Genomic DNA, 20,461 nt, shown 5'->3' on the forward strand with positions numbered 1-20,461 from the left:
CAGCGCCTCCGCTCACATCGGTCAGGCGCCGAGTTCGCGAACCGCCTGGGCGAACGCGTCACCGCGCTTGTTGTAGTTGGCGAACATGTCCATGGAGGCGCAGGCCGGGGCGAGCAGCACCGTGTCGCCGGCGGCGGCGAGCCGCTGTGCCTCCTGGACAGCCGCGAGCATCGCCCCAGTGTCGGTCCGGTCGAGGTCGACGACGGGTACTTCCGGCGCGTGTCGCGCGAGGGCTTCGGCGATCAGCGCCCGATCGGCACCGATCAGCACCACGCCCCGAAGTCGCTTTGCCGACTTGGCGACGAGTTCGTCGAAGGTGGCGCCCTTGGCGAGCCCGCCCGCGATCCACACGATCGACTCGTAGGCCGCCAACGAGGCTTCCGCCGCATGGGTGTTGGTGGCCTTGGAGTCGTCGATGTACGCGACACCGTCCACATCGGCCACGTGCGCGATGCGGTGCGCGTCGGGCGTGAAGGCCCGCAGCCCGTCCCGTACGGCCTTGGCGGGCACCCCGAAGGCGCGCGCGAGGGCAGCGGCGGCAAGGGCGTTGGCGATGTTGTGCGGGGCGGGCGGGTTGACGTCCGAGACCTCGGCGAGTTCCTGCGCGTTGCGCTGGCGGTCCTCGACGAAGGCCCGGTCGACCAGGATGCCGTCCACGACGCCGAGTTGGGACGGCCCGGGGCTGCCCAGCGTGAACCCGATCGCCCGGCACCCCTCCTCGACGTCGGCCTCGCGGACCAGGTCCTCGGTGGCCTTGTCGGCGACGTTGTAGACGCAGGCGACCCGATTGCCTTCGTAGATACGGCCCTTGTCGGCGGCGTACGCCTCCATCGAGCCGTGCCAGTCGAGGTGATCGGGCGCCAGGTTGAGAACGGCGGCGGAGTGCGCGCGCAGTGAGGGCGCCCAGTGCAGCTGATAGCTCGACAGTTCGACGGCGAGGACGTCGTATTGCTCGTCCCCGAGTACGGCGTCCAGGACCGAGACGCCGATGTTGCCGACCGCCGCCGTGCGCAGGCCGCCCGCCTTGAGGATGGAGGCGAGCATCTGGACGGTGGTGGTCTTGCCGTTGGTGCCGGTGACGGCCAGCCAGGGGGCCGCTTCGGGGCCGCGCAGGCGCCAGGCGAGTTCGACGTCGCCCCAGATCTCGACACCGGCCGCCCGGGCCGCCGTGAACAGCGGCTTGTCGGGCTTCCAGCCAGGGGTGGTGACGATCAGTTCGGTGCCGTCGGGCAGGGTCGCCCCGTCGCCGAGGCGCACGGTGATGCCGAGCGCCTCCAGGTCGGCGGCCTGGGCCCGGGAGCGCTCGTCGTCGCCGTCGTTGACGACCGTGACGAGCGCGCCGAGACCGTGCAGGACCTTGGCCGCCGGGATCCCGGAGACACCGAGCCCGGCGACGGTGACGTGCTTGCCCTCCCAGGAGAGCCCCTGCCCATCGGTCACTTTTCCGCTGCCCATCCCGCGTAGAAGAGGCCCAGGCCGACGATCACGCAGATGCCCTGGATGATCCAGAAGCGGACCACCACGAGCACTTCGGACCAGCCCTTGAGTTCGAAGTGGTGCTGGAGCGGGGCCATTCGGAAGACCCGCTTGCCGGTGAGCTTGAAGGAGCCGACCTGGATGACCACCGACATGGTGATGAGGACGAAGAGGCCACCCATGATGGCGACGAGCAGCTCCGTGCGGGAGAGGATCGCCAGACCGGTGAGGACACCGCCGAGGGCGAGTGAGCCCGTGTCACCCATGAAGATCTTGGCCGGCGAGGTGTTCCACCACAGGAAGCCCAGGCAGGCACCCATCAGCGCGGAGGCGATGACCGCGAGGTCGAGCGGATCGCGCACCTCGTAGCAGGCGTTCGGGTTGGTCAGGGTCTGCGCGTTGGCGCAGGACTCCTGGAACTGCCAGACACCGATGAAGGTGTAGGCGCCGAAGACCAGCACCGAGGCGCCGGTGGCGAGGCCGTCCAGACCGTCCGTCAGGTTCACGCCGTTCGACATCGCGAGGATCATGAACAGCGCCCAGATCACGAACAGGATCGGGCCGATCTTCCAGCCGAAGTCCGTGATGAACGACAGCTTCGTCGAGGCCGGGGTGTTCCCGCGGGCGTCCTGGAACTGCAGGGCGAGCACCGCGAAGCTGATGCCGACGATCAGCTGGCCGGCCATCTTCGCCTTGGCCCGCAGGCCCAGCGAACGCCGCTTGACGATCTTGATGTAGTCGTCGAGGAAGCCGACCAGGCCCATGCCCACCATCAGACCGAGCACCAGCAGACCCGAATAGGTCGGCGTGTAACCGGTGATGACCTTGGACAGGAAGTACGCGGCGACCGTCGCGAAGATGAAGGCGATACCGCCCATCGTCGGCGTACCGCGCTTGCTGCCGTGTGTGCGCGGGCCGTCGTCGCGGATGTACTGGCCGTAGCCCTTGCGGGCCAGCAGCTTGATCAGCAGCGGGGTGCCCACCAGGGTCAGGAACAGGCCGATGACTCCTGAGAACAGGATCTGCTTCATCATCGGGCGGCAACCTCACCCTCGGCACCGGTCCCGATGAGCGCCTGCGCCACGCTCTCGAGCCCGACCGACCGGGACGCCTTCACGAGAACGACGTCTCCCGGGCGCAACTCGCTGCGCAACAGGTCGACCGCCGCCTGTGCGTCGGACACGTGCACCGACTCCTCACCCCACGAACCCTCGTTATATGCGCCCAGTTGCAGCCAGGACGCTTCCCTGCCCCCGACCGCGACGAGCTTGCCGACATTGAGCCGGACAGCGAGCCGTCCGACCGCGTCGTGCTCGGCGAGCGCCTCGTCCCCGAGCTCGGCCATCTTGCCGAGCACCGCCCAGGTCCGCCGCCCCTTGCCCATGGCCGCGAGCGCGCGCAAAGCGGCTCGCATGGACTCGGGGTTCGCGTTGTAGGCGTCGTTGACGATGGTCACGCCGTCCGGTCGCTCGGTGACCTCCATCCGCCAGCGGGAGAGGGAGCCCGCCTCGGAGAGCGCGGTGGCGATCTCGTCTGCGGACATGCCCAGCTCATGGGCGACGGCGGCCGCGGCGAGCGCGTTCGACACGTGGTGCTCACCGTACAGGCGCATGGTCACGTCGCTTGCACCGGAGGGTGTGCGGAGCCTGAAGGAGGGCTGTCCGCTGTCCGTGAGTCGCACGTTCTCGGCCCGTACGTCCGCTTCGCCGGACTCTCCGAAAAGGATCACCTTCGCCTTCGTACGGGACGCCATGGCCCGTACGAGCGGATCGTCCGCGTTGAGGACCGCGACGCCGCCGTCTTCAACTGAAGGGAGCGCTTCTACGAGTTCACCCTTTGCCTGCGCGATCTGCTCCCGGCCGCCGAACTCGCCGATGTGGGCGGTGCCGACGTTCAGGACGAGGCCGATCTGCGGGGGCGTCAGATCCGTGAGGTAGCGGATGTGGCCGATGCCGCGGGCGCCCATCTCCAGGACGAGGAACCTCGTCTCGTCGGTGGCGCTCAGCGCGGTCAGCGGCAGCCCGATCTCATTGTTGAACGATCCCGGCGTGAACACTGTGGGCGCCTTGCGCGCGAGCACCTGGGCGATGAGGTCCTTGGTGCTGGTCTTGCCCGCCGAGCCGGTGAGGGCCACGAGGGTCGCGCCGAGCCGTCGTACGACATGACGGGCGAGGGCGCCCAGGGCGCTCTGGACGTCGTCCACGACGATCGCGGGCACGCCGACCGGGCGGGACGCCAGGAGGGCCACCGCGCCCGCCTCGACGACCGCGTTCGCGAAGTCGTGGCCGTCGACGTGCTCGCCGACGAAGGCGACGAAGAGGCTGCCGGGTTCCACTTCCCGGGAGTCGCGGACCACCGGACCGGTGACCTGGACGGACGGATCCGGTATGTCGTGCGTCTGCCCGCCGACGACTTCTGCGATCTCGGCGAGGGAGAGGGCGATCACAAGTTCATCCCTGGGTCTTCTGGATAGCTTCGCGAAGCACCTGGCGGTCGTCGAAGGGACGGACCACTCCGGCGATGTCCTGGCCCTGCTCGTGGCCCTTGCCCGCGACCAGCACGGTGTCCCCCGGCTGTGCGCGGGCGACGGCCGCGGCGACGGCGGCGGCCCGGTCCTCGAAGACCTGGACCTCGCCGCGCTCGTGCGCGGGCACGGACGCGGCCCCCTGGAGCATGGCCGCGAGGATCGCGAGGGGGTCCTCGGAGCGGGGGTTGTCGGAGGTCAGTACGGCGGTGTCGGCGAGCCGGGCGACTGCGGCGCCCATCGGCTCGCGCTTGGTCTTGTCCCGGTCGCCGCCGCAGCCGAGCACGACGTGCAGCTTGCCCTCGGTGACCTTGCGCAGCGCGCGCAGGACCGATTCGACGGCGTCCGTCTTGTGGGCGTAGTCGACGACCGCGAGATACGGCTGCCCGGCGTCCACGCGCTCCAGGCGCCCCGGCACGCCCGGCACCGCGGCGATGCCGTCGGCGGCGAGTTGCGGGTCGAGGCCCGCGGTGGCCAGGGCGGCGATCGCGGCGAGGGTGTTGGCCACGTTGAAAGAGCCGGCGAGCGGCGAACGGGCGGTGATCAGCTCGCCCTTGGGGCCGACGGCGGTGAACGTCGAGTCCATCGGGCCGACTTCGACGTCCTCGGCGCGCCAGTCGGCGTCCGGGTGACCCTCGGCGGAGTAGGTGATCACGGGGACCGTGGCCTCGGCGGCAAGCCTGCGGCCGTACGCGTCGTCGAGGTTGACCACTCCCTGCCGGCTGCGCAGCGGCGTGAACAGCTGGGCCTTGGCCTGGAAGTAGTCCTCCATCCCGGAGTGGAACTCCATGTGTTCCGGGCTGAGGTTGGTGAAGACCGCGATGTCGAAGATGCAGGCGTCGACCCGACCGAGGACCAGCGCGTGGCTGGAGACCTCCATGGCGACCGCGTCGACCCCGCGCTCCAGCATGACCGCGAACAGGGCCTGGAGATCGGTGGCTTCGGGTGTCGTGCGCTCCGACTTGATGCGCTCGTCGCCGATGCGCATCTCGACCGTGCCGATGAGTCCGGTGGACCGGACCGTCTTCAGGCCGCCCTCCACGAGGTACGCGGTCGTCGTCTTCCCGGAGGTGCCGGTGATGCCGATCTGGAGCAGATCGCGGCCGGGGTGGCCGTAGATGGTCGCCGCCACCTCGCCCATCTGCCTGCGCGGATCGGCTACGACCAGTACCGGCAGGCCGGTTGCGGCCGCGCGGTCGGCGCCGGCCGGGTCCGTCAGTACGGCGACGGCGCCGAGGCCTGCCGCCTGGGTGACGAAGTCGGCGCCGTGCACACGGGCACCGGGCAGCGCTGCGTACAGGTCGCCGGGGCGGACGGCGCGCGAGTCATGGGTAATGCCCGTGATCTCGGCGGTCGACACCGGCGCTGCCGTCAAAGTCACGGCGGCGCCCAGCTGGTCGGCGAGTTCCGCGAGGGGTGTGGCGGAGAGCTGCGCCGGCCTGGGCGGCCCCGGGTAGGTCACGGATGCGCCCTTCTGGGGGGTTTGGGAGTGGTCGGCGGATGGCACGGCGGTGAGCGTACCGGGCGCACCCGCCCCGGGGCGAAGTGAGGGGCGGGGCCTGCTGTCCTGCTGGCCCTGGTTCCCGGACTGGGAGGTGATCATGGTCACGGATCGGTTCCTGGCTGTTGCGCTGATCAGGGCGTGAAGGTCACGGGCAGATTCGCGGCCTTCGCCCCGGTGGGCGGGACCTGGAGGGTCTTGAGGGCGAACTCCATCACCTGCTTGTAGATCGGTCCGCAGATCTGACCGCCGAAGTAGCTTCCGCTGGTGGCGTTCTGGATCGCGCAGTAGACGGTGATGCGGGGGTTGTCGGCGGGCGCGAACCCGGCGAACGACGAGGTGTAGCCCTTGTACTTGCCGGTGGCCGGATCGACGCGGTTGGCGGTGCCGGTCTTGCCCGCCACCCGGTACCCCGGAATGGCGGCCTTACCGCCCGTGCCCTGCTCGTCGTCCACCACGGACTCCAGCATCTGGGCGAGGGTCTTCGCCGTTTTCGCACTGATGACCCTGGTCTTCTTGGGCGTCGCCGCAGGTGTGAAGCGGCCGTCGGGTCCCTTCGTGCCGCGCACCAGAGTGGGTTCGACGCGGACTCCGCCGTTGGCGACCGTCGAGTACACGGACGCCGCCTGGAGCGCGTTGAGGGACATGCCCTGGCCGAAAGGAATCGTGTACTGCTGCGAGGTCGACCACTTGGCGGCGGGCGCGAGGATGCCCTTGGTCTCGCCGGGGAAGTTGAGCCCGCTGTAGCTGCCGATGCCGAACTTGCGCAGATACGAGTACAGGACCTGGTTGGCTTGCGGCTGCGTCTTGCCGAGCTGGCCGGCCGCCTCGATGGTGCCGATGTTGCTGGACTTGGCGAGGACGCCGTTGAGCGTGAGGTTCCAGGTCGCGTGGTCCACGTCGTCCTGGAAGAGCCGGTCGCCGCGGTGCAGCCGGTTCGGCACAACGACATGCGTCAGCGGGGTGGCCACGTTCTCCTGCAGTACGGCGGCCATCGTCATGACCTTGGCGGTGGAACCGGGCTCGTACGCGTCCTGGACGGCCGCGTTGCCGAGCGACGCCGCGTTGGCCTGGGCGAGGTCGTTCGGGTCGAAGCCGGGCGCGTTGGCCATGGCGAGGATCTCGCCGGTGCGGGTGTCCTGCACTATCACGTACCCGCGGTCCGCCTTGGACTTCTTGACCTGCTCGGTGATGGCGTTCTGCGCGGCCCACTGGATGTCGCGGTCGATCGTCAGCTCGACGTCGGCACCGGGCACCGCCGGCGTCTCGGTGGAACCCGCGGTGGGCACCTGGACACCGCCGGACTGCGCGTAGCGGACCTTGCCGTCCTTGCCGGTCAGATCCTTATTCAGTTGCTGCTCGACCCCGCCGCCGCCCTTGCCGTCGGCGTTGACCCAGCCCAGTATCCCGGCGGCGAGATCACCGTTCGGGTACACGCGCTTGGTGGTGGGGACGGCGAGGACACCGGCCAGGACATTGACCGTGGTCGGGTCGGTCGAGGCCTTGGTGTTCAGCGCGCTCTTCAGGTCCTTGATCTGCTTCCAGACCTGCGGGGTCTGCCGGTTGGCGAGGACGACGTAGCGCAGGTTCTTGTTCGCCGGCCTGAGCTTCTTGACCAGCCCGGCCTGGTCCACACCGAGGATCGGGGCGAGGAGGGCGGCCGCCTGTTCGGGCCCGTCGTCGATCTTCAGCTGCTTGCGGGTGAACAGCGTCGGGTCCGCCGTGATCGTGTACGCGTCCACGCTGGTCGCGAGGGCGACCCCGGAGCGGTCGGTGATCTCGCCGCGCTCGGCGGCCAGGACGTAGTCGACGTACCGGTTCTGCGCGGCCTTGGCGGCGTACGCGCTCGCGTCGACGGCCTGCACCTGGAGCAGTCGTACGACGAACGCGATCAGTACGAGGGTCAGCGCCAGGCTGATCATGCGCAGCCGGGGGCGGGGGCTGCCGAGCCGGAGGGAGCGCGGGCCCGTCGGGCGGGCCGCTGGAGGGGCCGGTGCCGGGCGGCGGGCCGGGCGGGCGCCGGGCCCGGGACGGCGCCGGGCATCGGGCCGTTCGGGCCTGGCCGGTCCTGGCACTCGGCGGCGCGGCGGTTCCCTGTCGGACACTTCCGTCACCTGCCGGGTGTTGTCGGGGTGGAGGACTGAACGGGCGAGGACTGCACGGGCTGTACGGACCGGGCCGGGGTAGGGGTGGCCACAGGTGCCGCCGCGCCGGGCGCGGGGGTCGGGCTCGGACTCGGTCTGCTGATGAGCGCCTCGGGGGCGAGCACCACCGGTGTACTCACGGTCTTCGCGGCGGTGGCCTGCTCGGGGACACCCTTCACGGTGCCGTTCGGGTCGAGGAAGGCGGGGTCCCCGCCGGGCACCATGCCCAACTCGTGTGCGCGGCGCTGGAGGGCGTCGGGGGCGGAGTAGGCGTCGACGTCCCTCTGGAGGGCCTGTTCCTCGTCGGTGAGGCTCTTCGTCTGCTTCTGGAGGTCGTCCAGCTTGAACTGCCCTTCGCTGAGCGCGGAGTTCAGCACGAGCAGTCCGATGAGGCCGCCGCCGAGAAGAAGCACGACAAGGAGGACGAACGGGGTACGGGCCGCCTGGATCCCGCCTGTCTGCGCGGGCCCGGTCGGGAAGAGCCGCGCGAGTCGGGCAGCCCTGCCCCTCAGTTCGGGTTTCCTACTCACTCGCACTCCAGACGCCACACCGACACGCGATACGCACTCACCCGATGTCCTCCCTGATGCGCTCGGCCCCCCGCAGCCGCGCGGGTGCCGCTCGCCGGTTCTCGGCGACCTCTTCCTCGGTGGGAAGTTCGGCACCGCGCGTCAGGAGCTTGAGCCGGGGCTGGTACTGCTCGGGCACCACGGGCAGCCCCGGAGGCGCGGTGTTGGCGGCGCCGGCCGCGAACACCTGCTTGACCAGGCGGTCTTCGAGCGAGTGGTACGACAGGACGGCGATCCGGCCGCCCACGGCGAGGGACTTCACCGCGGCCGGAATCGCGGCCTCCAGGACGGACAGTTCGCCGTTGACCTCGATGCGCAGCGCCTGGAAGGTGCGCTTGGCCGGGTTGCCGCCGGTGCGCTTGGCGGCCTGGGGCAGCGAGTCACGGATCAGCTCGACGAGCCGCGCGCTGTTGCTGAACGGCTCCTTGTCGCGCTCGCGGACGACCGCGGACACGATCCGCTTGGCCTGCTTCTCCTCGCCGTACGCCCGCAGGATGCGGACGAGTTCACCGGGCGCGTAGGTGTTGAGGACCTCGGCCGCGCTGATGCCGGTCGTCTGGTCCATGCGCATGTCGAGGGGGGCGTCCTGGGCGTAGGCGAAGCCGCGGTCGGCCTCGTCGAGTTGCATCGAGGAGACGCCGAGGTCGAAGAGGACGCCCTCCACGCGCGGGATGCCGAGCCGGTCGAGTACGTCGGGCAGTTCGTCGTAGACGGCGTGTACGAGGGTGGCGCGGTCGCCGAAGGGGGCGAGGCGCTCGCCGGAGAGGCGCAGGGCCTCCTTGTCGCGGTCGAGGGCGACGAGGCGGGCCTCGGGGAACCGGGTGAGCAGTGCCTCGCTGTGGCCGCCGAGGCCGAGGGTGCAGTCGACGACCACCGCTCCCGGCCGCTCCAGGGCGGGTGCCAACAGGTCCAGGCACCGCTGGAGCATCACCGGGACGTGTCGACTGTTGCTCAAGGGGCCCTCTCAGGTCCGGCGCGGGCCGTACGCACCGCCGGGTCCCCGCCCTCCCCGCTTCGCTGGGGACCCCCAGAGAAGGGGAGGCCTGCCGGCGCCGGAAGCGTCAGCCGACCGGGAGCGGGAGGAGGCCGAGCCGTACGTACGCGCCGCGCACGTGGGGAGAATCCGGAAAGTCGCCGGGGTCTCCGGGAAAAGTCCAGCAGGGAGAGCCTCGTCTCCCGCTTCGCGCAACTTTAGTCCACGCTGTCTCACGGTCAATCAACCGGCCTGCGCGTCGCGGGGCCGGGTGCGTGCGAAGCCTCAAAACGGGAAGAATCACCCACACGGGTGCACCCCCGCCACCCGTGTGGGTTACCTCACAAGAGGACGCAATGACGCTCTTTTTCCCATCCCGCACCAAGACCGCACCGCCGGTGACCAGTACCGTCATAGGTATGACGACCTCCGCATCCGTACCCACAGACTCCGAAGGCGCCATAGCCGACGGCGGGACCGTGACGGACCGCCTCGTCGAGGCCAACGCGCAGTACGCCGCCGCCTTCACCGATCCCGGGATGGACGCCCGTCCCGTTCTGCAGGTGGCCGTGGTGGCCTGCATGGACGCCCGTCTCGACCTGCACGCCGCGCTCGGTCTGGAGCTCGGCGACTGCCACACCATCCGCAACGCGGGCGGTGTGGTCACCGACGACGTCATCCGTTCCCTCACCATCAGCCAGCGGGCGCTCGGCACCCGCAGCGTCGTTCTCATCCATCACACCGGCTGCGGCCTGGAGTCCCTCACCGAGGAGTTCCGGCACGACCTGGAGATGGAGGTCGGCCAGCGCCCCGCCTGGGCGGTGGAGGCCTTCCGGGACGTCGAGCAGGACGTACGGCAGTCCATGCAGCGTGTGCGCACCTCGCCCTTCCTGCTGCACACTGATGATGTGCGCGGCTTCGTCTTCGACGTGAAGTCGGGTCTGCTGCGCGAGATCGACCCCGCCTGACGCACCGGCCCGCCCCGAAAAACTCACGCCTCGGACCGCCCAAAAGGTCGTAAGACCCGACAAAGCGAAGGCAGTTGTCCACAGGCGAGTGACACGAACCGGTAACGGCAACAAGAATGCGGGTGTGGCGTCACGCGGAACTTTTCCCGCGTGCCGTCCGTGTTTCGGGGTGGGCCGGTCCGCAGCGCATGCGCCGGCCCATGGAAAGAACGGGCCGAGGAGGGCCGGGTGACGACCTATGACGATCGAGCGAGCCTTACAGATCTGACCGCCACTGTGGAGCGAGTCCGCAGTTCGGTGGAAGGAGTGATCGAGGGCAAGCCCGAGGTCGTACGGCTTTCGCTGACCGTGCTGCTCGCCGAGGGACATCTTCTGATCGAGGACGTTCCGGGTGTGGGCAAGACAATGCTGGCCAAGGCGCTGGCACGGTCGATCGACTGTTCGGTGCGGCGAATCCAGTTCACGCCCGACCTGCTGCCCTCGGACATCACAGGTGTGTCCATCTGGGACCAGCAGCAGCGGGACTTCGAGTTCAAACCGGGCGCGATCTTCGCGCAGATCGTGATCGGCGACGAGATCAACCGCGCCTCGCCGAAGACCCAGTCCGCACTCCTGGAGTCCATGGAGGAGCGGCAGGTCACCATCGACGGCCAGACCTACGAACTGCCCAGCCCCTTCATGGTGGTCGCGACGCAGAACCCGGTCGAGATGGAGGGCACCTATCCGCTGCCCGAGGCCCAGCGCGACCGCTTCATGGCCCGGGTCTCCATCGGCTATCCCAGCCCGGAGGCCGAGTTGCAGATGCTGGACATCCACGGCGGGGCGAGCCCCCTGGACGACCTCCAGCCCGTGGCCCACGCGCACGACATCGTCAAGCTGGTCGAGGCGGTCCGCGGCGTCCATGTCGCCGACCCGGTGCGCAGGTACGCGGTGGACCTGGTCTCCGCCACCCGCAACCACCCCGACCTCAGACTCGGCGCCTCCCCGCGCGCGACGCTGCACCTGCTGCGCGCGGCGAAGGCCTCCGCCGCCCTGAGCGGCCGTGAGTACGCGCTGCCGGACGACATCCAGGCGCTCGCGGTCGCCGTCCTGGCGCACCGCCTGCTGCCCACCGCCCAGGCCCAGCTGAACCGTCGCACGGCGGAGCAGGTCGTCCAGGAGATCCTGCAGAGCACCCCCGTGCCCGCGGCGCCCCCGCAGCAGAGCGGCTTCGGCATGGGCCGCGGCACACCGTCCTACGGCGAACAGCCGCCCCGGAGGCTGTGATGGCCTTCGGGGGGCCGGGTGGCCCGGAGCCCGAGCGGGACGAGAAGGGCGGGGTGCGTACGGCCCTGGCCGGACTGACCACCCGCGGGCGTTCCTTCCTGGCCGCCGGCATCGCCGCCGCCGTCTGCGCGTACGTCCTGGGGCAGAGCGATCTGCTCCGGGTCGGGCTGCTGCTGGCGGTCCTGCCCCTGGTCTGCGCGACCGTGCTCTACCGCACCCGCTACCGGGTCGCCGGCAGCCGCCGGCTCTCCCCCGCGCGCGTGCCCGCCGGCAGCGAGGCCCGCGTCCATCTCCGGATGGACAACGTCTCGCGGCTGCCCACGGGCCTGCTGATGCTCCAGGACCGGGTGCCGTACGTGCTCGGCCCGCGTCCCCGGTTCGTCCTGGACCGGGTCGAGGCGGGCGGCCGGCGCGAGGTGTCCTACCGGGTCCGCTCCGACCTGCGCGGCCGCTACCCCCTGGGCCCGCTGCAACTGCGCCTGACGGACCCCTTCGGGATGTGCGAACTGACCCGCTCCTTCTCGACCTTCGACACCCTGACGGTCATCCCGCGCGTGGAGGCCCTCCCTCCGGTCCGCCTCAGCGGCGAGGCCAAGGGTTACGGCGACGGCCGCAACCGCTCGCTGGCCCTGGCGGGCGAGGACGACGTGATCCCGCGCGGATACCGTTACGGCGACGATCTGCGCCGCGTGCACTGGCGCTCCACAGCGCGCTACGGCGAGTTGATGGTGCGCCGCGAGGAGCAGCCCCAGCGCGCCCGCTGCACGGTGCTCCTCGACACCCGGGGCATCGCCTACGCGGGCCAGGGCCCCGACTCGGCCTTCGAATGGGCCGTCTCCGGCGCCGCCTCCGTCCTGGTGCACATGCTGGAACGGGGCTTCTCCGTACGGCTGTTGAGCGACACCGGCAACTCGGTGCCGGGCCAGGACGCCGACGGGTTCGCGGGCGCGAGCCAGGAGTCGGCGGACGCGGCCGGGCTGATGATGGACACCCTCGCGGTGATCGACCACTCGGACGGCTCGGGCCTGTCCCGGGCCTACGACGTCCTGCGCGGCGGAAACGAAGGGCTGCTGGTGGCCTTCTTCGGCGACCTCGACGAGGAACAGGCGGCGGTCGTCGCCCGGATGCGGCAGCGCAGCGGGGGCGCCCTCGCCTTCGTGTTGGACAACGACGGCTGGGTGCGTGAGTCGACCGACGTGTCCGGTCCCGGCGACCAGCCGGACGAGCGGCTGCGGATGCTGCGCGACGCGGGCTGGACCGCCGTGGGCGTACCGCGCGGCGCGTCCCTGACCGAGCTGTGGCAGCAGGCAGACCGGGAGCGGAACGGCATCACCGCGACGGGTCTCGGGGAGGGCTGGGCATGAGCGGGCGGGCACGACTGGCGATCTGGGCCTGGGCCGCCACCCTGATGGCCTCCTGCGCCCTGATCCCTCTGGTCTCCCCGGCGATCTGGATCTTCCAGGCCGCCTTCCTGCTGGCGATCCAGACCGGGGTGGGCGCGGCGACCCGGCGGGTCCCGCTGGCCCGGCCGCTGACCGTCGCCGCGCAGGCCCTGGTCACGCTGCTGATGCTGACCCTGGTCTTCGCCCGCGAGCAGGCCCTCGGCGGGATCGTCCCCGGCCCCCAGGCCTTCCAGCACTTCGCCGACCTGCTGCAACAGGGCTCCGACGACGTCTCCCGGTACGCGATCCCGGCACCGCTGCACGACGGCATCCGGCTGATGATCATCGGCGGTGTCCTGATCATCGGCCTCGCGGTGGACACGCTCGCGGTCACCTTCCGCAGCGCGGCCCCGGCCGGTCTGCCGCTGCTCGCGCTGTACTCGGTGGCCGCCGGACTCTCCGACAGCAGTGCCGACTGGCTGTGGTTCCTGCTCGCGGCGGCGGGCTATCTGATGCTGCTGCTGTCCGAGGGCCGGGACCGGCTCGCCCAGTGGGGCCGGGTCTTCGGCGGGGCGCCACGCACCACACCGGGATCGGAGTCCTCGGGCCCGCTGGCCCCGGTCCGCACCGGGCGGCGGATCGGCGCGGTCGCCATGGCCGTCGCCCTGCTGCCGCTGCCGACGATCTCGGGCGGCCTGTTGGACGCCGCCGGGACCGGCGTGGGCTCGGGCACCGGGAGCGGCGGCACGATCTCCGCGGTGAACCCGCTGGTCTCGCTGCGCGACAGCCTGAACGTGGACGAGAACCGCCAGGTCCTGTCCCTGAACACCAACACGAACGACATCTCGGACATGTATCTGCGGATCGTGTCCCTGGACGACTTCGACGGCACCACCTGGAAGCCGTCCCAGCGGCACATCGAAGGTGTGCCGAGCACGTTCCCCACCCCGACCGGCCTCGGCGCCGACATCAAGCGTTCGGAGATCAAGACCCGGATCTCGGCCGCCGACTGGTACGCCCAGGACTGGCTGCCGATGCCGTACCCGCCCAGCGGCGTGAGCATCGACGGCAGTTGGCGCTACGAGCCCGTCGGCATGACCGTCGTGGGCGATCACGGGCAGAACACCCGCGGGGTGACGTACGAGGTCAAGAGCCTCGATGTGCAGCCGACCGCGGAGCAGTTGGCCACGGCACCGGAGCCGTCCAAGGCCCTGACGAGCCAGTACACGAAGGTGCCGAGTTCACTGCCCGCGGTGGTGGCCGACACCGCCCGCAAGGTCACCGCGGGCTCGACCAGTCACTACGAGCAGGCGGTCAAGCTCCAGGACTACTTCGCGGTGACCGGCGGCTTCCAGTACGACACCCAGGTGGACGTCGGCACCGGCCGCAACGCGATCGCCAAGTTCCTGAAGGAGAAGCAGGGCTTCTGCGTCCACTTCTCCTTCGCGATGGCGGCGATGGCCCGCACCCTGGGCATTCCGGCCCGGGTCGCGGTGGGCTTCGCGCCCGGCACCCCGGAGGCGAACGGCACGGTGTCGGTGGGCCTGAAGGACGCCCACGCCTGGCCCGAGCTGTACTTCGAGGGCATCGGCTGGACCCGCTTCGAGCCGACCCCCAACCGCGGCTCGGTCCCGTCGTACACCCAGTCGACGACTCCCGGCAGCGACATCCCGGACCCGGCCCGCCCCTCGACCTCGACGAGCACCGCGCCCTCCGCGGCCCCCTCGGCGAGCGAGAGCTGCACCGCGCAGCTGCGGAAGCTGGACGCCTGCGCGAGCGTGGCCCCGGCGATCGCGGCGGGCGGCGGTGGCCCGACCTTCTGGCAGATTCTGGAGCTGGCGGCGCTGTCGCTGGGCGGACTCCTGCTGCTGTCGCTCCCGTTCGCGCCGATGCTGTGGCGGACCCGGATGCGATCCGTACGGCTGGGAGCACACGGCCGTACGGAGGCGGAGGCCGCGGTCCACACGCTGGCGGTGTGGGAGGAACTGACCGATACGGCCTGGGACTTCGGGATCTCGCCGGACGAGTCGCTGACCCCGCGCAAGGCGAGCGCCCGGATCGTGCGACTCGGGCAGCTCGACCCGGACGCGGCCGCTTCGGTGCACCGGGTGGCGGACGCCGTGGAGCAGGTTCTCTACGCGCCCCGGCCGCAGCTGACGGCAGGGCTCGCGAAGGACGTCCGGCGGGTGATCGTCGGGTTCCAGGACACGGCCGGCCGTGGCGCGCGGCTGCGCGCACTGGTCCTCCCGCGCTCGACCGTCCGGGTGGTGTGGGCGCTGTCGGCCTGGTGGGCGTCCGTGCCGACGCGGGCCGCGGCACTGTGGCCGACCACCCTGCGCAAGCCGTCCGGCCAGCAGGGCTGAGGGACACGGCGGGAAAGCAGCAGGGCATACGGGAGGGGGTGACCACCGGTTCGGTGGTCACCCCCTCGCTCGTGTCCTGAGGAGCGCCTCGCGTCTGAGGGGCCGGGTGCGGCTACTGGCCCTGTTGCTCGTCGCGGCGGCGCTGCCAGCGCTGCTCGATCCGATCCATCACCGAGCGGCGCTGCCGTCCCTGACTGCGGGCGTGCGGAGCGCCTGCGGCGGGCTGTTCGCCAGGCTTGGGAGCCTTGCGCCAGCCGGTCACGGCGAGTACCGCACAGCCCAGCATGACGAGGAATCCCACCACGCTGACCCAAATCTGCTGTGCGACCATTCCTGCCATGAGGAGCGCAATACCTACGAGGAAGCCGGCCACCGCCTGGTAGACCCGTCGCCGGGTGTACGTGCGCAGCCCGCTTCCCTCAAGCGCTGTCGCGAACTTGGGATCTTCGGCGTACAGCGCTCGCTCCATCTGCTCGAGCATTCGCTGCTCGTGCTCCGAGAGCGGCACGGAGTCCTCCTCATCGTGCAGTCGCCGGGGCGACCCGGGGGGTCCCTTCAGGATAGGCAGGGAATCGCCCCCGTGAAACCCGCCCCTCTACGCCAATTGACCAACCGGAATCCGCCATGGCCGTTCCGGCTCGCTGAAGCTTCCATTCCCCAGCAGCCGTCCCGTCATGCCGGGCGGTCTCCCTCGATCATACGGCGCCGGGCCCGCGATCGGGGGGCCTGTGGCGTACTCCATGTGCGGCCGAGCCCCTGATCAGGGGTCCGGCACGGGAGGCCACTCACGCCTCGCCGGCCCCCCGCGTCTCGCCGAGCACATGAAGCTGCGTGGCCACGGAGTGGAACGCCGACAGCTCGGCCACCGCGGCCTCCAGCTTGAGCAGCGCGTCCAGGGCGCCGGGCTCGGTGTCCACGAGCACACCGGGCACCAGATCGGCGAAGACCCGCACACCGTGCACGGCGCCGACGTCGAGGCCCGCGCCCTCGACGAACGCGGCGAGCTGCTCGGCGGTGAAACGGTGCGGTACGGGGTCGCCCTCGCCCCAGCGGCCGTTCGGGTCGTCGAGGGCCTGCTTGGCCTCCTTGAAGTGACCGGCCAGGGCGCGCGCGAGGACGGCACCGCCGAGCCCGGCGGCGAGCAGGCTCAGGACGCCCTCTGGGCGCAGCGCGGCCACCACGGTGCGGACGCCCTCGGCGGGGTCGTCCACGTACTCCAGGACGCCGTGGCACAGCACCGCGTCGTAGCCGCCGCGCTCGACCACGTCGAAGAGGCCGTGGGCGTCGCCCTGGACGCCCTGCACGCGGTCGGCGACACCGGCCTCGGCGGCGCGGCGCTCCAGCGCGAACAGCGCGTTCGGGCTGGGGTCGACGACGGTGACGCGGTGACCGAGGCGGGCGACGGGCACCGCGAAGTTGCCGCTGCCGCCTCCGGTGTCCAGGACGTCCAGCGCGTCCCGCCCCGTGGCCTTGACCCGGCGGTCGAGGGCGTCCTGAAGGACGTCCCAGACCACGGCGGTACGGAGGGAGGCGCGGGGGCGGCTCGGGTCCGACACGGCAGTTGACTCCTCGGCGCGGCACCGCCTGTGCACGGCGGAGCGAACGGGCTGCCTCCTCCGCACCGGAAGGGGTGGAGGGAAGGCTTCAGGCGCCCTCCACCCTATTGCCTCCGGTGCCGTAGCTGGTCATGTGTCTCGCGGGGCGACACTCCGCCTGAGCTCTCCTCGGGTAGAGCAGTAATGGACCTGCGGGCCGGTGGGGGCTGGTCGCGCCGTTCCCCGCGCCCCTTGGGGGCGCTTCGCCCAGGCGCCGCTCATCCCGCTCGGTCCCCCGGTCGTTCCGGGTCCTGGCGTGGTTGGGGCAGGACCGGCTGGAGGACTAGCATCCGCTCGACCAGGCGCAGGAACATCGCCACGTCGCGTATGAGGTCGTCGGCGTCCCGGCGGGTCGCCGCGCCCTGGATGCCCGCCTCGGCCCGCGCGCGGCGCCGGGCGCCGGAGGCGAACAGGGCGCTCCACTCGGTGAGTTCGGGCGCGATCTCGGGGAGCACCTCCCAGGCGCTGCGGATACGGCCCCGGCGCCGGTTGGTGGGCTCCGGCTGGACCCGCGCGGCGAGTACCGCGGCGGCGGTGCGCAGGGCGGCCAGGTGGGCCGTCGCATAACGCTCGTTCGACGTTTCGAGGACGGCTGCCTCGTCCAGTCCTGCGCGGGCCTGGGCGAGGAGGTCGAGGGCGGCGGGCGGGGCCGTGGCCCGGCGGAGCACGGGGTGCACATCGCTCGCCGGGCCGGTCAGTGAGGGGGCAGGGCCGGCGGCGCGGCGCCGACGGGCGGCGGCTGCGGACGGGTGGGCCATGACGAACCTCCTGTCGTCGTGTGACGGCACGCCCAGTCAGGTAGTGCCGTATGTGCCCATCGTGAGGTATGGCACTGACAATCCGTTCTGACCTGCGCTTTTGCTTCGATCGAAGGTTCGCGTTAGTTTTTGCACTGACCAGTCAGTTCAAAGAAATTCCGGCAGCAGGGGATGAGGAACCGTGGGTGGGGTCGGTGTCACGGCCGAGGACTTCGGGCTGAAAGGGCCGCGCGGGTGGGCGTACCGGGGGATCTCCCTGGACGCCGGGCCCGGCGCGCTGATCGCCGTCGAAGGGCCGTCCGGGTCCGGGCGGACGAGCCTGCTGCTCGCGCTCGCCGGGCGGATGAAGGCGTCCGAAGGGACCGCCTCCGTGGGCGAGTTCACGTTGCCGAAGCAGTCGGCGGCCGTACGCCGGGTCAGTGCGGTGGCCAATGTCGCCGGGGTCACCGACCTCGATCCCGCGCTGACCGTCGGCGAGCATCTGCGCGAACGGGCGCTGCTGCAACGGCGGTTCGGGGATTCCGTACGCGGGTTGCTGCGGCCTCGGTCAGAGCGTGCGGTCGAGGCGGGGCTGCGGATCGAGCGGGCGCTGACCGCCGCCGGTCTCGACCGCGAGGCGCTCCCCAAGGGGTCCCGGACCGCCGTACGGGATCTGGAACGGCCGCAGGAGTTGCGGCTGTCCATCGCGCTGGCGCTCGTCGGGCGGCCGGCACTGCTCGGCGTGGACGACGTCGATCTCAAGCTCTCGGATGCCGAACGGGCCGAGATCTGGGACCTGTTGAGGTCCCTCGCAGATTCCGGAACGACAGTCGTGGCAGTGTCCACCGAGGGGACGGAGAAGGCCGATGCACGCGCCACGACTGGCCGCGCTTGAGCTGAAGCGCTTCGGCAGGGGGAAGCTGCCGCGCGCCGCGCTCGTCGCCCTCCTGCTGCTGCCGCTGCTGTACGGCGCCCTGTACCTGTGGTCCTTCTGGGACCCGTACGGCCGCCTGGACCGCATCCCGGTGGCGCTCGTCAACGACGACAAGGGGGCGACCGCCGACGGGAAGAAGCTCACCGCGGGCGACAGCATCACCGAGGGGCTGCGCGAGAGCAGGACGTTCGACTGGCACGAGGTGAGTGCGGCCGAGGCCGACAAGGGCGTCGAGGACGGGACGTACTACCTGTCGCTGACCATGCCGGCCGACTTCAGCGCGCGGATCGCCTCCAGTGCGGGCGACTCCCCGGAGACGGGCGCGCTCCAGGTGCGCACGAACGACGCGAACAACTACATCGTCGGGCAGATCTCCCGGACGGTGTTCAGCGAGGTGCGGACGGCCGCGTCCACCAAGGCCTCGCGGACCTTCCTGGACCGGATCTTCGTCTCGTTCTCCGACATCCACGGCGAGACCGTGAAGGCCGCGAACGGCGCCGACAAGCTCAAGAGTGGCATCGGCACGGCCGAGGAGGGTTCCAAGGACCTCGCCGACGGCCTGAAGGACGCCAAGAAGGGCAGCGGCAAGCTGTCCACGGGCCTGAAGAAGCTCGACACGGGCGCGGGCGACCTGGCGGACGGCTCGAAACAGGTCGCGGCGGGGACGCAGACCCTCGCCGACAAGGTCAACGGGGTCGCCGACAAGGTGGGGCCCTTCCTGAAGGACAACGAGAAGACCATCGGGGACACGGCTCAGTTGGTCGCCGACTCGGCCAGGACGATCCGCGCCAACCTGGGCACCCTGGTGAAGACGGCTCCGGTCGCCGCCAAGGGCGCGCACGCGGCCTCGGACACCCTGGACGAGGTCTACAAGGCGCGCTGCGAAAGCGTCGTCCTGAAGGATGATGCATGTCCCGACCTGAAGAAGGCAGCTCAGGCCGCCGCGGACGTCGCGAAGGTCGCCGACGACGTGAACAGCCTGGTCGCTGATCAGAACGGCGACCTGAAGAAGCTCGACGCGAACCTCGGCACGCTCCAGACGCAGGCCCAGGCGCTCGCCGACCGCGCCCCGCGCCTCTCCGAGGACCTCGACGACGCGGTGGCCAGGATCAACAAGCTGAACGCCGGTGCCGGGAAGGTCGCCGCGGGCGCCAAAACCCTGCACACCGGGCTCGGCACGGCCAGTACCGGCGCCGCCGACCTGGACACCGGCGTCGGCAAGCTCAAGACGGGCGCCGTGGACCTGAACGGCGGCCTGTACAAGCTCGTCGACGGCTCCGGGAAGCTCGCCGGCGGTCTGCACGACGGCGCGGCGCAGATCCCGGACTACGACAAGCAGGACCGCGACCAGCGCACCGGAGTCATGGCCGACCCGGTCCAACTGGCTTCCCAGGACCTGCACAAGGCGCCCAACTACGGCACCGGATTCGCCCCGTACTTCATCCCGCTGTCCCTGTGGGTGGGCGCGATGGTGGCCTACATGCTGATCGCGCCCATGAACCGGCGCGCGCTCGCCGCCGGTGCCTCGGCCTGGCGGATCGCGCTCGCGGGCTGGCTGCCGGTGGTCGCGGTCGGGGTGCTCCAGACGGTGGCCCTGATGGCCGTACTGCACTGGGCTATCGGCCTGGAGATGACACACGCGGCCGGCACGATCGGGTTCCTGTTCCTGGTGACGGCGTGCTTCGCGGCCCTCGTCCAGTGGCTGAACGCACGCTTCGGGGCGGCGGGCCGGATCCTCGTACTCGCCCTGCTGATGCTCCAGTTGACGTCGGCGGGCGGCACCTACCCCGTGCAGACCAGCCCAGGCTTCTTCAACGCGATCCACCCCTTCCTGCCGATGAGCTACATCGTCGAGGCGCTGCGGAGGCTCATCACGGGCGGCGGACTGGAACCCGTGTGGCACGCGTGCGTGGTGCTCGTCGCCTTCACCGCGGGCGCCCTCGCGCTGACCGCGCTGTCCGCGCGCCGCCGCCAGGTGTGGACCCTGGACCGGCTGCACCCGGAGCTGAGCCTGTGACCTCCCTGGGGA

16 protein-coding genes are annotated in these 20,461 nt (G+C 70.9%); 6 read left to right on the plus strand and 10 right to left on the minus strand.

The annotated features are described in order from the left end of the window. Window positions 1-21 precede the first annotated feature (21 nt). From murD to rsmH, 7 genes are all read right to left on the minus strand, one after another. Complete coding sequence (murD, locus tag OO70_RS24420; RefSeq protein WP_051741552.1) at window positions 22-1,455, minus strand: UDP-N-acetylmuramoyl-L-alanine--D-glutamate ligase; 1,434 nt, start codon at window positions 1,453-1,455, stop codon at window positions 22-24. Continuing rightward, window positions 1,437-2,510: a phospho-N-acetylmuramoyl-pentapeptide-transferase gene (mraY, locus tag OO70_RS24425; RefSeq protein WP_078651537.1), complete on the minus strand. Its 1,074-nt coding sequence runs from the start codon at window positions 2,508-2,510 to the stop codon at window positions 1,437-1,439. Before mraY ends, murD begins: the two co-directional genes overlap by 19 nt. After that, on the minus strand, window positions 2,507-3,922 hold the full coding sequence (locus tag OO70_RS24430; RefSeq protein ID WP_043675391.1) for a UDP-N-acetylmuramoyl-tripeptide--D-alanyl-D-alanine ligase: 1,416 nt from the start codon (window positions 3,920-3,922) through the stop codon (window positions 2,507-2,509). The genes mraY and OO70_RS24430 overlap by 4 nt, the downstream gene beginning before the upstream one ends. Window positions 3,923-3,926: 4 nt before the next feature. Next, window positions 3,927-5,462: a UDP-N-acetylmuramoyl-L-alanyl-D-glutamate--2,6-diaminopimelate ligase gene (locus OO70_RS24435; RefSeq protein WP_043675614.1), complete on the minus strand. Its 1,536-nt coding sequence runs from the start codon at window positions 5,460-5,462 to the stop codon at window positions 3,927-3,929. Window positions 5,463-5,635: 173 nt separating this feature from the next. Beyond that, window positions 5,636-7,606 carry a peptidoglycan D,D-transpeptidase FtsI family protein gene (locus OO70_RS24440; protein ID WP_324604871.1) on the minus strand — a complete coding sequence of 657 codons (1,971 nt, stop codon included), beginning with the start codon at window positions 7,604-7,606 and terminating at the stop codon, window positions 5,636-5,638. Window positions 7,607-7,611: 5 nt separating this feature from the next. After that, window positions 7,612-8,175, minus strand: a complete 564-nt coding sequence (locus tag OO70_RS24445) for an FtsB/FtsL family cell division protein (RefSeq protein ID WP_043675395.1) — start codon at window positions 8,173-8,175, stop codon at window positions 7,612-7,614. 37 nt (window positions 8,176-8,212) lie between these two features. Beyond that, window positions 8,213-9,169: a 16S rRNA (cytosine(1402)-N(4))-methyltransferase RsmH gene (rsmH, locus tag OO70_RS24450; protein ID WP_078651538.1), complete on the minus strand. Its 957-nt coding sequence runs from the start codon at window positions 9,167-9,169 to the stop codon at window positions 8,213-8,215. 437 nt (window positions 9,170-9,606) lie between these two features. Here rsmH and OO70_RS24455 point away from each other — a divergent pair, with 437 nt between their 5' ends. The 4 genes from OO70_RS24455 (at window position 9,607) to OO70_RS24470 (ending at window position 15,166) form a co-directional block, all read left to right on the plus strand. Then, window positions 9,607-10,155, plus strand: a complete 549-nt coding sequence (locus OO70_RS24455) for a beta-class carbonic anhydrase (protein WP_043675617.1) — start codon at window positions 9,607-9,609, stop codon at window positions 10,153-10,155. 228 nt (window positions 10,156-10,383) lie between these two features. Next, window positions 10,384-11,421 carry an AAA family ATPase gene (locus OO70_RS24460; RefSeq protein WP_043675402.1) on the plus strand — a complete coding sequence of 346 codons (1,038 nt, stop codon included), beginning with the start codon at window positions 10,384-10,386 and terminating at the stop codon, window positions 11,419-11,421. Beyond that, the gene (locus OO70_RS24465; RefSeq protein WP_043675406.1) at window positions 11,421-12,785 is read left to right on the plus strand and encodes a DUF58 domain-containing protein; all 1,365 of its coding nucleotides are present in this window, start codon (window positions 11,421-11,423) and stop codon (window positions 12,783-12,785) included. Before OO70_RS24460 ends, OO70_RS24465 begins: the two co-directional genes overlap by 1 nt. Beyond that, entirely contained in the window at window positions 12,782-15,166 is a 2,385-nt protein-coding gene (locus OO70_RS24470; protein ID WP_043675409.1) for a transglutaminase TgpA family protein, read from the plus strand. The genes OO70_RS24465 and OO70_RS24470 overlap by 4 nt, the downstream gene beginning before the upstream one ends. A 112-nt stretch (window positions 15,167-15,278) precedes the next feature. Here OO70_RS24470 and OO70_RS24475 read toward each other — a convergent pair whose 3' ends face one another. The 3 genes from OO70_RS24475 to OO70_RS24485 form a co-directional block, all read right to left on the minus strand. Beyond that, window positions 15,279-15,674: a DUF3040 domain-containing protein gene (locus tag OO70_RS24475; RefSeq protein WP_043675411.1), complete on the minus strand. Its 396-nt coding sequence runs from the start codon at window positions 15,672-15,674 to the stop codon at window positions 15,279-15,281. A 277-nt stretch (window positions 15,675-15,951) separates the two neighbouring features. Beyond that, window positions 15,952-16,722 carry a methyltransferase gene (locus OO70_RS24480; protein ID WP_043675412.1) on the minus strand — a complete coding sequence of 257 codons (771 nt, stop codon included), beginning with the start codon at window positions 16,720-16,722 and terminating at the stop codon, window positions 15,952-15,954. A 257-nt stretch (window positions 16,723-16,979) separates the two neighbouring features. Then, the gene (locus tag OO70_RS24485) at window positions 16,980-17,519 is read right to left on the minus strand and encodes an SAV_6107 family HEPN domain-containing protein (protein WP_043675413.1); all 540 of its coding nucleotides are present in this window, start codon (window positions 17,517-17,519) and stop codon (window positions 16,980-16,982) included. Between the two features lie 181 nt (window positions 17,520-17,700). Here OO70_RS24485 and OO70_RS24490 point away from each other — a divergent pair, with 181 nt between their 5' ends. Both OO70_RS24490 and OO70_RS24495 read left to right on the plus strand, forming a co-directional pair. Next, window positions 17,701-18,393 (plus strand): ABC transporter ATP-binding protein, encoded by a 693-nt coding sequence (locus OO70_RS24490; RefSeq protein ID WP_043675415.1) that lies wholly within the window; start codon window positions 17,701-17,703, stop codon window positions 18,391-18,393. Beyond that, window positions 18,365-20,449, plus strand: a complete 2,085-nt coding sequence (locus OO70_RS24495; RefSeq protein WP_043675419.1) for a YhgE/Pip domain-containing protein — start codon at window positions 18,365-18,367, stop codon at window positions 20,447-20,449. The genes OO70_RS24490 and OO70_RS24495 overlap by 29 nt, the downstream gene beginning before the upstream one ends. The last annotated feature ends 12 nt before the right edge of the window (window positions 20,450-20,461 follow it).

Source organism: Streptomyces xylophagus, from assembly GCF_000716435.1.
Taxonomy (GTDB): Bacteria; Actinomycetota; Actinomycetes; order Streptomycetales; family Streptomycetaceae; genus Streptomyces; species Streptomyces xylophagus.

Bases quoted from the DNA above. Each gene is read 5' to 3' on its own strand.
- OO70_RS24465 (WP_043675406.1), top strand. From the start codon at position 11,421: ATGGCCTTCGGGGGGCCGGGTGGCCCGGAGCCCGAGCGGGACGAGAAG.
- OO70_RS24455 (WP_043675617.1), top strand. From the start codon at position 9,607: ATGACGACCTCCGCATCCGTACCCACAGACTCCGAAGGCGCCATAGCC.
- OO70_RS24470 (WP_043675409.1), top strand. From the start codon at position 12,782: ATGAGCGGGCGGGCACGACTGGCGATCTGGGCCTGGGCCGCCACCCTG.
- OO70_RS24485 (WP_043675413.1), bottom strand. From the start codon at position 17,519: ATGGCCCACCCGTCCGCAGCCGCCGCCCGTCGGCGCCGCGCCGCCGGC.
- mraY (WP_078651537.1), bottom strand. From the start codon at position 2,510: ATGATGAAGCAGATCCTGTTCTCAGGAGTCATCGGCCTGTTCCTGACC.
- murD (WP_051741552.1), bottom strand. From the start codon at position 1,455: ATGGGCAGCGGAAAAGTGACCGATGGGCAGGGGCTCTCCTGGGAGGGC.
- OO70_RS24495 (WP_043675419.1), top strand. From the start codon at position 18,365: ATGCACGCGCCACGACTGGCCGCGCTTGAGCTGAAGCGCTTCGGCAGG.